General features: G+C 60.8%; 12 protein-coding genes. 5 read left to right on the forward strand and 7 right to left on the reverse strand.

The window, feature by feature from the left end; translation table 11 throughout:
* Positions 1-416, reverse strand: a 416-nt coding sequence (locus HX846_RS22650) for a phosphoadenosine phosphosulfate reductase family protein (RefSeq protein ID WP_178966127.1), incomplete at its 3' end; no start/stop codon positions are given.
* Positions 417-568: 152 nt separating this feature from the next.
* Between HX846_RS22650 and thrH the strand changes: the two genes are divergently transcribed.
* Positions 569-1,186, forward strand: coding sequence for a bifunctional phosphoserine phosphatase/homoserine phosphotransferase ThrH (thrH, locus tag HX846_RS22655; RefSeq protein WP_010176441.1), 618 nt, complete (start codon positions 569-571; stop codon positions 1,184-1,186).
* A 115-nt stretch (positions 1,187-1,301) separates the two neighbouring features.
* Here the strand turns inward: thrH and HX846_RS22660 are convergent, their stop codons facing one another.
* The 6 genes from HX846_RS22660 to HX846_RS22685 form a co-directional block, all read right to left on the reverse strand.
* Entirely contained in the window at positions 1,302-1,658 is a 357-nt protein-coding gene (locus HX846_RS22660; RefSeq protein ID WP_087695204.1) for a type II toxin-antitoxin system HigA family antitoxin, read from the reverse strand.
* Complete coding sequence (locus HX846_RS22665) at positions 1,658-1,960, reverse strand: type II toxin-antitoxin system HigB family toxin (RefSeq protein WP_177067726.1); 303 nt, start codon at positions 1,958-1,960, stop codon at positions 1,658-1,660. Before HX846_RS22665 ends, HX846_RS22660 begins: the two co-directional genes overlap by 1 nt.
* Before the next feature lie 228 nt (positions 1,961-2,188).
* Positions 2,189-3,529, reverse strand: coding sequence for an aminodeoxychorismate synthase component I (gene pabB, locus HX846_RS22670; RefSeq protein WP_178966128.1), 1,341 nt, complete (start codon positions 3,527-3,529; stop codon positions 2,189-2,191).
* Between the two features lie 5 nt (positions 3,530-3,534).
* Positions 3,535-4,521 carry an alpha-L-glutamate ligase-like protein gene (locus tag HX846_RS22675; RefSeq protein ID WP_003214969.1) on the reverse strand — a complete coding sequence of 329 codons (987 nt, stop codon included), beginning with the start codon at positions 4,519-4,521 and terminating at the stop codon, positions 3,535-3,537.
* A complete protein-coding gene (locus HX846_RS22680; RefSeq protein ID WP_003214971.1) occupies positions 4,521-6,053 on the reverse strand; it encodes an inactive transglutaminase family protein in 1,533 nt (510 codons plus the stop codon). The genes HX846_RS22675 and HX846_RS22680 overlap by 1 nt, the downstream gene beginning before the upstream one ends.
* Before the next feature lie 5 nt (positions 6,054-6,058).
* Positions 6,059-6,592: an ATP-dependent zinc protease gene (locus HX846_RS22685; protein WP_023659091.1), complete on the reverse strand. Its 534-nt coding sequence runs from the start codon at positions 6,590-6,592 to the stop codon at positions 6,059-6,061.
* 272 nt (positions 6,593-6,864) lie between these two features.
* Between HX846_RS22685 and HX846_RS22690 the strand changes: the two genes are divergently transcribed.
* From HX846_RS22690 to HX846_RS22705, 4 genes are all read left to right on the forward strand, one after another.
* Positions 6,865-7,578 carry a GntR family transcriptional regulator gene (locus tag HX846_RS22690; RefSeq protein ID WP_008432676.1) on the forward strand — a complete coding sequence of 238 codons (714 nt, stop codon included), beginning with the start codon at positions 6,865-6,867 and terminating at the stop codon, positions 7,576-7,578.
* Positions 7,575-8,468 (forward strand): methylisocitrate lyase, encoded by an 894-nt coding sequence (gene prpB, locus HX846_RS22695; protein ID WP_003214976.1) that lies wholly within the window; start codon positions 7,575-7,577, stop codon positions 8,466-8,468. Before HX846_RS22690 ends, prpB begins: the two co-directional genes overlap by 4 nt.
* Before the next feature lie 40 nt (positions 8,469-8,508).
* Positions 8,509-9,636, forward strand: a complete 1,128-nt coding sequence (gene prpC, locus HX846_RS22700) for a 2-methylcitrate synthase (RefSeq protein WP_008432675.1) — start codon at positions 8,509-8,511, stop codon at positions 9,634-9,636.
* Between the two features lie 201 nt (positions 9,637-9,837).
* The coding region (locus tag HX846_RS22705) for an aconitase family protein (RefSeq protein WP_256739854.1) at positions 9,838-11,139 on the forward strand (1,302 nt) is incomplete at its 3' end.

An 11,139-nucleotide genomic window follows, 5' to 3' on the forward strand; every position in this document is an offset into this window, starting at 1 on the left:
TGGCCGGTGGCCCAGGCGCTCACACCGGACAGCTTGCGGCGCAGCGGTTCGATCTTGCGCACGCCACAGCACTCGCCATGGCCGTCCTTGTAGAAACTGAACAGGCCCTTTTCCTTGACGAAGGGTTCCAGCTTGCTCTGGTCCGGCGAGATCAGTTCGATGTCGATCTTGTAGAACTCACGCACCTGCTCGATAAACCGGTAGGTCTCCGGGTGCAGGCGACCGGTGTCGAGGCTGAACACCTTGACGTTCTTGTTCAGCTTCCAGGCCATGTCTACCAGCACCACGTCCTCGGCACCGCTGAAAGAGATCCACAGGTCGTCACCAAACTGGCTGAAGGCCAGCTTGAGAATGTCCTGGGCGGATTTGTTGGCGTAAGTCGCGGCGAGTTCAGCGACGTTGAAGGCTTGGTTCATCAGGACGGTTCCTACAGGTCAGTGGCGCTGAGCGCTCTATAGGGGGGCGATGGTAACAAAATCCCGCCTGCGTTGCGGCGGCCAGCGTGAATCGCTAGAGTTCGGCAGTCCTTTTGCTCGCTCAACTCAATAACTTTAAATGGGAGTGTCTTGTGGAAATTGCCTGTCTCGACCTGGAAGGGGTGCTGGTTCCGGAAATCTGGATCGCCTTCGCCGAAAAAACCGGTATTGAATCCTTGCGGGCCACCACCCGGGACATCCCCGACTACGACGTGCTGATGAAACAGCGCCTGCGCATTCTTGATGAGCATGGGCTGAAGCTCTCGGACATCCAGGAAGTGATCGCCACCCTCAAGCCGCTGGACGGCGCCATCGAGTTCGTCAACTGGCTACGCGAGCGCTTCCAGGTGGTGATCCTGTCTGACACCTTCTATGAGTTCTCCCAGCCGCTGATGCGCCAACTGGGTTTCCCGACCTTGCTGTGCCACCGGTTGATCACCGACGAAAATGACCGGGTGGTGAGCTACCAGCTGCGTCAGAAAGATCCCAAGCGTCAGTCGGTGCTGGCCTTCAAGACCCTGTACTACCGCGTGATTGCCGCCGGTGATTCCTACAACGACACCACCATGCTGGGTGAGGCCGACCGTGGGATTCTGTTCCACGCGCCGGAGAACGTGATTCGCGAGTTCCCGCAGTTCCCGGCGGTGCATACGTTTGAGGATTTGAAGAAAGAGTTCATCAAGGCGTCGAATCGGCAGTTGAGCCTGTAAGTTATTTGGCGTGGCTGACGCCTCATCGCAGGCAAGCCAGCTCCCACATGTTGACCGCGCTCCCATGTGGGAGCCGGGCTTGCCCGCGATGGGGCCGGTATGGCCACTGCACAGCCTAGACCCCTGCCAGCAAACTCTCATAAGGAATGCGCAAGCCTTCATGCAGGCGTTTGATCATCGACAAGCTCAGCTTGCGCTTATGATTCAACACTTCGGAAACCCGCCCGCTCGGACCTATGAAAGGCTCCAGGTCACGGGCGGTCAGGCCTAGTTGCTCCATTCGAAATTTAATCGCTTCGACGGGATCCGAAGGCGGCATTGGGAAATGCTCCGCTTCGTACTTTTCGATAAGTATCGCGAGAATTTCCAGCTCGTCACCCTCGGGCGAGCCGATTTCCGCTTCCCATAGCTGTTCGACGCGCGCGAGCGCAGCGGTCAGGTCTTCCTGGGAATGAATGGGTTTGATGTTCATCACACGGTCTCCGCATTGATCTGATCGTACTGCGCGTGGGTCCCCACGAAGCGTATGAACGCAAGCTGTCGCTGATAATTGATCGCCATGATCACTCGATACTTGTTGCCGCCTATGTTGAACACAACCCGGCCCCCTTTGAGAATGCTCGCTGTCCTTAGCTCTGCCTTGAGGGCCTGAGGGGTTGGGTAAACAGCTTTTTCCATATGGCGATACAGCTCGACCAGCGGCGTTTTGGCATCCATGCAACCAGGGTGGTTTTCCCAGAATATTCGTAGGCCAGACAGAGCGATTATCCGCATCGCTGTGACCTCCCAATTTGGGAGATAATAGGTGCGGTTGAGGGCAGATGCAATCTCGGAAATCTTTCCTGACAAGTAGGCAGTCGTTTCATGTGATCCTTCACAGACGGCTGGTGGACGGTTGAAACCGGACGCTATCCTCCGGCTTCGACCCCGTCTACTTCGGTACTGATTCAGGTCTTTTCTGCTGCGTGGCTCTACGTCAGCGAGCCAGGAAGGGGCTGGGTGCTACAGGCTTTCCAAGGTTTGTAACAACACCCGCACCTTGGTCATCGACTCCTGATACTCCGCCTGCCACTCCGAGTCCGCGACAATCCCGCCGCCGCCCCAGCAGCACACCTGACCATCCTTGACCAACAGGCTGCGAATGGCGATGGAGCTGTCCATCTCGCCGCGCACGTCCAGATACACCAGCGAACCGCAATACAACCCGCGCCGGGTTGGCTCCAGCTCGTCGATGATCTGCATCGCGCGAATCTTCGGTGCGCCGGTGATGGAGCCGCCGGGGAAGCTGCCGGCGATCAGGTCGAGGGCGTCTTTATCGTCGGCCAATTCGCCGGTCACGCTGCTCACCAGATGATGCACATTTGGATAGCTTTCCAGGCTGAACAACTCCGGGACCCTCACCGAGCCGGTGCGGCAGGTGCGGCCCAGGTCGTTGCGCAGCAGGTCGACGATCATCAGGTTTTCGGCACGATCCTTGGGGCTGGCCAGCAATTCAGCGGCGTTGGCTGCATCTTCCTCGGGCGTCGCCCCCCTTGGCCGGGTGCCCTTGATCGGGCGGGTTTCCACCTGGCGCTGGCTGATTTTGACGAAGCGCTCCGGCGATAAACTCAATACCGCGCCATCATCCGGCAAGCTCTGGAACCCGGAAAACGGCGTCGGGCAGGCTTCGCGCAAGGCGCAGTAGGCCACCCACGGATCGCCACTGCACGGGGCACGGAAACGTTGGGCAAAGTTGACCTGGTAGCAGTCACCCGCCTGGATGTAATCCTGGATGCGGGCGAGTGCGTGTTTGTAGGTGTCGGCTGTCACGTCCGGGGCCATTGGGCCTTGCAGCTTGAAGGTGGCCGATGCGCTGATGGTCGGCTGACCGAACAAGGTAATCAGGCGTTGCCGTTCGCTTTCCGCCAGTTTGGGGTGGAACACCAGTTGGCTGGTCTGCGCCTGGTGATCGCTGATCAAGGCCCAGGCGTACAGGCCAAAGCGTGCATCCGGCAGGTGCAGGTCGTCCACCGCCAGGTGCGGCAGTTGTTCCAGATGGCGACCGAAGTCGTAGCTCAGGTAGCCGATGAGGCCACCGGCAAACGGCAGTTCGTAGGGCGCGGGGATCGTGGCTTCACCCAGCAACGTCAGGTTTTCCCGCAGGCGCTGCAGGAAATCACTGCCGCTTTCGTCGGGCAGTACCGCCAGGGTCGTCTCGGGCCAGGCGCTCAGCAGGTCATAACGGCCGCGCTCGGCCGCCGGTCGGCCACTGTCCAGCAGCACCGCGCCGGGCGCATGGCGGATTGCTGCAAAGTATTCGGCAGGGTTGGCCCGGTAGGGCAGCGGGTGTACGGAGCAGGTCACTGGGTTTATCCCTCGACCGCCGGAATATGCCCAAACATTTCCTGCACAAACTTAACCCGTTCCTCCGGTGTTTCCGTCACGCCCGCCGCCTTCAGCTCTTCCAATCGAGCCTCCACGGCATGGGTGCGCAAGGTCAGGCCGCAGTCGTTGGCAATCTGGATGTTCAGCCCCGGGCGAGCGTTAAGTTCCAGGATCAACGGACCCTTTTCCTGGTCCAGCACCATGTCCACGCCGATATAGCCCAGGCCGCACAGCTCGTAGCAGCCGGCGGCGAGCTTCATGAAACCGTCCCAGTTGGGCAGTTGCACGCCGTCCACCGCATTGGTGGTGTCGGGGTGCTTGGTGATGATGTTGTTCAGCCAGGTGCCGCGCAGGGTCAGGCCGGTGGCGAGATCGACACCCACGCCAATCGCGCCCTGGTGCAGGTTGGCCTTGCCGCCGGACTGGCGGGTGGGCAAGCGCAGCATGGCCATCACCGGGTAGCCCATCAGCACGATGATGCGGATGTCCGGTACGCCTTCGTAGCTGATGCTTTTGAAGATCTGGTCGGGCACCACCCGGTATTCGATCAGCGCGCGGTCACGGTGGCCGCCGAGGGAATACAGGCCGGTGAGGATGCTGGAAATCTGATGCTCGATTTCTTCATGGCTGATGATCTTGCCGGAGACCGTTCGATAGCGCCCTTCAAAACGGTCGGCGATCACCAGGATACCGTCACCACCGGCGCCCTGGGCCGGCTTGATCACGAAGTCGCTGCGCCCGCCGATGATCTCGTCGAGCTTGTCGATTTCCTTCTCGGTGGAAATGACCCCGTACATTTCCGGCACGTGGATGCCGGCGGCCATGGCCCGTTCCTTGGTGATGATCTTGTCATCGACGATCGGATACAGGCTGCGCTTGTTGTACTTGAGCACGTAGTCGGCATTTCGCCGGTTGATGCCCATGATCCCCCGCGCTTCCAGGGCCTTCCAGGTCTTCCAGAAGCCGAACATTACGAGTCAGCCTTGAGGAAGGCCTTGAAACGCACCAGTTCGGTCAGGCGGTAGCCGCGATAACGACCCATGGCCAGCATGAAGCCCACCAGGATCAACAGGATCGCCGGGAAGGTGAACACGAAGTAGATCAGTTCCGGCACGCTCATGATGATGTGCGCCAGGGACGCGGCGAACAGCGTGCCGATCGCGACTTTCATCGCATGGCCGCCACCGCGTTCTTCCCAGGTGATCGACAGGCGTTCGATGGTCATGGTCAGGATCACCATCGGGAACAGTGCCACCGACAACCCGCGCTCCAGGCCGAGCTTGTGGCTGAACAGACTGATGGCGGCGATCAGCACCACCACGAAGGTCAGCACCACCGAGAGCCTCGGCAGCATCTGCAGCTTCAAGTGTTCCAGGTAAGACCGAAGCGACAGCCCCAGCGCCGTAATAATGGTGAACAGCACAATCCCGAAGCCCAGCTGTGTCTCTCGGAACGCCAGGGCAATCAGCACCGGGGTAAATGTGCCAAGGGTCTGCAGGCCGATCAGGTTGCGCAGGATCAGGATCACCAGCACGCCAATCGGGATCATCACCATGATCATGAAGGTCTGCTGGGTTTGCAGCGGCAGGCCGTACAGCGAGTACTCGAGGAAGTTGGCGTCGGTGTTTTCGTCCGTCAGCTTGGCCAGGCGAATCGCGTTCATTTCGCTGTTGTTGAGACTGAAGGTCACCATGGCCTTCTTGCCGCCGTCGACGGTGATCAGGTTTTCATCACCGGTCCACCACAGCAGGCGGTCGGCCGGCAGGCCTTGCTCGCCGGTGTCGGGGTTGAAGTACAGCCAGTCATTACCGTTGAAGCTGCGCAGCCAGAGTTCCGGGGTTTGCGGCTGGTCGGCCACCAGGCGGATGGTGTGGACCTTTTCCACCGGCACGTGGGCGATGGACAGCAGCAACTCGACGATCTTGGCCTTGTGCGGCGTCGACGGGTCGCCCGCCAGCAGCAGCTTCACGTTGTCGTCGTTGAGGTTGTTGGTGCGCTTGATGGCTTCGCTGATAAAGGTCTCGACGTCGGCCGAGTGCTGGCGGATCGGCGCCAGCAGGGCTTCGGCGGCGATTTTTTCCGGGCCTTCGACGGCGATGCTGTCGCGGAAGGTCGGGCCCTTGACCTTGACCTTTTCACCGCTGTAACGCTTGGTCAGCACCAGGCGGTAGTAGAGGGTCTGGTTGCCCTTGGCCCGGCGTGCCGACCAGGTGACCTTGCGGTTGCCGTCGAGGCGGTTGACGCTGACGCCGTAGTTATTCGAGATAAAGCTTTCATTCAGGCTGACGAAGTCGCGGCTCAGGGGCGGCACGAACATCTGGATTTTCACCGGGTCCTTGGCGCTGGCGACGAACTCGACCTTGGCGTCGATGTTCCACAGGTCGTCGGTGGCGTCCTCGGTGACAGGAATCCCCAGCACGAAAATCTGATAGGCGGTGACCGAAATGCCCAAGACCACCAAAACGGCGATCAGGATTTTCAGGTGCAGATTAAGAGAGCGCATTCAAATTACTCAGCGGTATGAGCGTCGGAGGCGCAGGCAGGTTTGCCCGCCGCGTATTTAAGACTGGGGTCGACCAGCGCATCAAAGCGTTTCAGCGCTTCGGAGCCGATCAGCAGCGGGTATTGGAAGGCGCTGCGGTCAGTCAAGTTCACTTCGATACTGCGTAAAGCGGTGCCCATGCAGATGTCCAGGGCGATGACTGGACGGGCGGTGTAGTTCTTGTCTTCATCGGGGTCGTAGTCACCGGCGCGGCGCTTGATCTTGCTCACGCGGGCCAGGGGACGCTCGATGGGGTGGGAGTGTGCGGTGTCGATGGCCAGGTAGAAGCGCACCCAGGACTCGCCGTTGCGCTTGAAGCGCTTGATGTCGCGGGCGCTCAAGGACGCGGTCTTGGCGCCGGTGTCGAGCTTGGCGGCCACTTCCAGGTCAATGCCGGCCAACTTGGCGTATTCATTGAGTCCATAAACGGTCTTCTCGGCAGCAACGCCAAGGCCCGGGATAAACAGTAGAAGCAAAAGGGGGAAGGGCTTGAGTCTCATAAATCCTGACGCGGTGCAGTGCGATGTTCAATTCAAGGCGACTGGCATTGCTGCGCAAGCTCCCTCGTGCGCCTTTTCATCCAGGGATGTGAGGCAAAAGTGGCCGGCATTCTAACATGAAGGTTTTCTGGCGCCAGCGCTGGCAGCCGGCCATGCCCCGATAGAGTGCAAGGCGGGTTATTAGACGATTGTCGACAATGTGTATTTATTCTTTGACTATCCGGGGCTGATTGGCTAGTTTTTGCGGCATTGCTTTTAAAGGTGTCGACAATATGCTGGATCAACTGGAAACCCCAGTGATGGCCCAAGACGATTCCCAGACCATGTCCGAGAACGTCTTCCGGCGTATCCAGGCCGCCATCGTCAAGGGCGAAATCGCCCCCGGCAGCAAGATCTCCGAGCCGGAACTGGCGCGCACCTATGGCATCAGCCGTGGCCCGCTGCGCGAGGCGATTCATCGCCTGGAAGGCCAGCGCCTGCTGGTGCGCATCCCCCATGTGGGCGCGCGAGTGGTCTCGTTGAGCCATGAAGAACTGATCGAACTCTACGAAATCCGCGAATCCCTGGAAGGCATGGCCTGCCGCCTGGCCGCCGAGCGCATGACCGACGCCGAGATCGAAGAGCTGCGCCAGGTGTTGCACACCCACGAGCGCGATGCGGCCTTCCAGGCCGGTGTCGGCTACTACCAGCAGGAAGGCGACTTCGATTTTCATTACCGGATAATTCAAGGCGCCGGTAATCGCACCCTGACCCAAATGTTGTGCGGCGAGCTGTATCAGTTGGTGCGCATGTACCGCATCCAGTTCTCCGCCACCCCCAATCGTCCACGCCAGGCCTTTGCCGAGCATCACCGCATTCTTGACGCGATTGCCGATCGCGACGGTGAACTGGCCGAGTTGTTGATGCGCCGGCATATCGGCGCCTCCAAACGCAACATTGCCCGTCACTTCCCGGACGGCGCTCCCCAATCACGAGGTGAGTCATGAGTTCCAATAACAACACCACTCCAGGCCAGCGTTTCCGTGACGCGGTTGCCAGCGAGCACCCGTTGCAGGTAGTCGGCGCGATCAACGCCAACCATGCGCTGCTGGCCAAGCGCGCCGGCTTCAAGGCGATCTACCTGTCGGGTGGCGGGGTGGCTGCCGGCTCCCTCGGTGTGCCGGACCTGGGCATCACCGGCCTGGATGACGTGCTGACGGACGTGCGCCGCATCACCGACGTGTGCGACCTGCCGCTGCTGGTGGACGTGGACACCGGTTTCGGCTCCTCCGCGTTCAACGTGGCGCGCACCGTCAAGTCGATGATCAAGTTCGGCGCGGCGGCGATCCATATCGAAGACCAGGTGGGCGCCAAGCGTTGCGGCCATCGCCCGAACAAAGAAATCGTGTCCCAGCAGGAAATGGTCGACCGCATCAAGGCTGCGGTGGATGCGCGTACCGATGACAGTTTCGTGATCATGGCCCGCACCGACGCACTGGCCGTGGAAGGTTTGGAATCCGCCCTGGAACGTGCCGCCGCCTGCATCGAGGCCGGTGCCGACATGGTGTTCCCGGAAGCCATCACTGAGCTTGAGATGTACAAGCTGTTCGCCTCTCGCGTGAAAGCGCCGATCCTGGCCAACATCACCGAATTCGGTGCGACACCTCTCTATACCGTCGATCAACTGAAATCTGCGGATGTTTCCATCGTCCTGTACCCGCTCTCGGCCTTCCGCGCCATGAACAAGGCCGCCGAGAACGTCTACACCGCGATCCGTCGCGACGGCACCCAGCAGAACGTGATCGACACCATGCAAACCCGTATGGAGCTTTACGATCGCATCGACTACCACACCTTCGAGCAGAAGCTCGACGCGCTGTTCGCCGCCAAGAAGTAACGCGAGCGCCTCACTAATAACTAAAAGATTGGAGATAACCATGGCCGAAGCAAAAGTACTCAGTGGAGCTGGCCTGCGTGGCCAGGTTGCCGGGCAGACCGCACTGTCCACCGTGGGCCAGGCCGGTGCCGGCTTGACCTATCGCGGCTACGACGTGCGCGAACTCGCCGCCGATGCCCAGTTTGAAGAAGTCGCCTACCTGCTGCTCTACGGCGAACTGCCGACCAAAGCCGAACTGGCCGCCTACACCGCCAAGCTCGGCAAACTGCGCGACCTGCCCCAGGCGCTGAAAGAAGTGCTGGAACGCATCCCCGCCGACGCGCACCCGATGGACGTGATGCGCACCGGTTGCTCGTTCCTGGGCAACATCGAGCCGGAGAAAGACTTCAGCGTGCAGCGCGACGTGACCGACCGCCTGCTCGCCGCGTTCCCGGCGATCATGTGCTACTGGTACCGCTTCAGCCACGACGGCCAGCGCATCAACTGCGTGACCGACGAGCCGAGCATCGGCGGGCACTTCCTGCACCTGCTGCACGACAAGAAGCCCAGCGACTTGCACGTCAAGGTGATGAACGTGTCGCTGATTCTCTACGCCGAGCACGAATTCAACGCCTCGACCTTCACCGCCCGCGTGTGTGCGTCGACCCTGTCGGACCTGTATTCCTGCGTGACTGCCGCCATCGGCTCCCTGCGTGGCCCGTTGCACGGTGGTGCCAACGAAGCGGCGATGGAGATGATCGAGCGTTTCTCTTCCGCCCAGGAAGCGGTGGAAGGCACCCTCGGCATGCTGGCGCGCAAGGACAAGATCATGGGCTTTGGCCACGCGATCTATAAAGACAGCGACCCGCGTAATGAAGTGATCAAGGCCTGGTCGAAAAAACTCGCCGACGAAGTGGGCGACACCGTGTTGTTCCCGGTTTCCGAAGCCATCGACAAGACCATGTGGGAGCAGAAGAAACTGTTCCCCAACGCCGACTTCTACCATGCCTCGGCGTACCACTTCATGGGCATCCCGACCAAGCTGTTCACCCCGATTTTCGTCTGCTCGCGGCTGACAGGATGGGCAGCTCACGTGTTCGAGCAGCGAGCCAACAACCGCATCATCCGTCCGAGCGCCGAGTACATCGGCGTTGAGCAGCGCAAGTTCGTGCCAATCGAACGTCGCTGAGTGGAGAAACCGCTGATCTTGGGGTGAAACCGGATCAAAAAGGTGGGAGCGGGCTTGCTCGCGAAGGCGGTGTGACAGTCGCCATGTGTGTTGCATGACACACCGCTTTCGCGAGCAAGCCCGCTCCCACATTTTGATCGCATTCCACCTTGGATCAGCAACGGTTCTTCCTTTTGCAACTACCGTGACCGAGTCCTGACGATGAACACTGAACACCGCAAACCGCTCCCCGGCAGCCGCCTCGATTTCTTTGACGCCCGCGCGGCAGTCGATGCAATCACCCCCGGCGCCTACGCCACACTGCCGTACACCTCCCGCGTACTCGCGGAAAACCTGGTGCGTCGCTGCGACCCCGCAACCCTCAATGCCTCCTTGAGCCAACTGATCGAACGCAAGCGCGACCTCGATTTCCCATGGTTCCCGGCCCGCGTGGTATGCCACGACATCCTCGGCCAGACCGCCCTGGTGGACCTTGCCGGCCTGCGCGATGCCATCGCCCTGCAAGGCGGTGACCCGGCCCAGGTCAACCCGGTGGTGCCGACCCAACTGATCGTCGACCACTCCCTGGCCGTCGAAGCCGGTGGTTTTGACCCGCAGGCGTTCGAGAAAAACCGCGCCATCGAAGACCGTCGCAACGAAGACCGTTTTCACTTTATCGAGTGGACCAAAAAGGCCTTCAAGAACGTCGACGTGATCCCGCCGGGCAACGGCATCATGCACCAGATCAACCTGGAGAAAATGTCTCCGGTGATCCAGGTACGTGACGGCGTGGCCTTCCCGGATACCTGCGTCGGCACCGACAGCCACACGCCTCACGTTGATGCCTTGGGCGTGATCGCCATCGGCGTTGGCGGCCTTGAAGCAGAGAGCGTGATGCTCGGCCGCGCCTCGTGGATGCGCCTGCCGGAAAGTGTTGGCGTGGAGCTGACGGGCAAGCTGCAACCGGGCATCACCGCCACGGACATGGTGCTGGCGCTGACCGAGTTCCTGCGCAAGCAAAAGGTCGTGGGTGCGTGGCTGGAGTTCTTTGGTGAAGGCGCCTCCGCGCTGACCCTGGGCGACCGCGCCACCATCTCCAACATGGCCCCGGAATACGGCGCCACGGCGGCGATGTTCTATATCGACCAGCAGACCATCGCCTACCTCAAGCTCACCGGCCGTGAAGACGAACAAGTCACCCTGGTGGAGCAATATGCTCGCCACACCGGCCTGTGGGCGGACGACCTCAAGGGCGCGCAATACGAGCGTGGCCTGAGCTTCGATTTGTCCTCGGTGGTGCGCAACATGGCCGGCCCGAGCAACCCCCACGCCCGCGTCGCCACCAGCGACCTGGCGGCCAAGGGCATCTCCGGCCAGTGGGATGACGTGCCGGGGCAAATGCCCGACGGCGCGGTGATCATCGCCGCCATCACCAGTTGCACCAACACCAGCAACCCGCGCAACGTGATTGCCGCCGGCCTGCTGGCACGCAATGCCAACAAGCTCGGCCTGGCCCGCAAGCCG

The organism is Pseudomonas sp. K5002 (assembly GCF_013386655.1).
Classification (GTDB): domain Bacteria; phylum Pseudomonadota; class Gammaproteobacteria; order Pseudomonadales; family Pseudomonadaceae; genus Aquipseudomonas.

Coding starts and splice junctions, on each gene's coding strand:
- HX846_RS22660 (WP_087695204.1), bottom strand. CDS start 1,658: ATGAACATCAAACCCATTCATTCCCAGGAAGACCTGACCGCTGCGCTC.
- HX846_RS22665 (WP_177067726.1), bottom strand. CDS start 1,960: ATGCGGATAATCGCTCTGTCTGGCCTACGAATATTCTGGGAAAACCAC.
- HX846_RS22675 (WP_003214969.1), bottom strand. CDS start 4,521: ATGTTCGGCTTCTGGAAGACCTGGAAGGCCCTGGAAGCGCGGGGGATC.
- HX846_RS22680 (WP_003214971.1), bottom strand. CDS start 6,053: ATGCGCTCTCTTAATCTGCACCTGAAAATCCTGATCGCCGTTTTGGTG.
- HX846_RS22685 (WP_023659091.1), bottom strand. CDS start 6,592: ATGAGACTCAAGCCCTTCCCCCTTTTGCTTCTACTGTTTATCCCGGGC.
- HX846_RS22690 (WP_008432676.1), top strand. CDS start 6,865: ATGCTGGATCAACTGGAAACCCCAGTGATGGCCCAAGACGATTCCCAG.
- prpB (WP_003214976.1), top strand. CDS start 7,575: ATGAGTTCCAATAACAACACCACTCCAGGCCAGCGTTTCCGTGACGCG.
- prpC (WP_008432675.1), top strand. CDS start 8,509: ATGGCCGAAGCAAAAGTACTCAGTGGAGCTGGCCTGCGTGGCCAGGTT.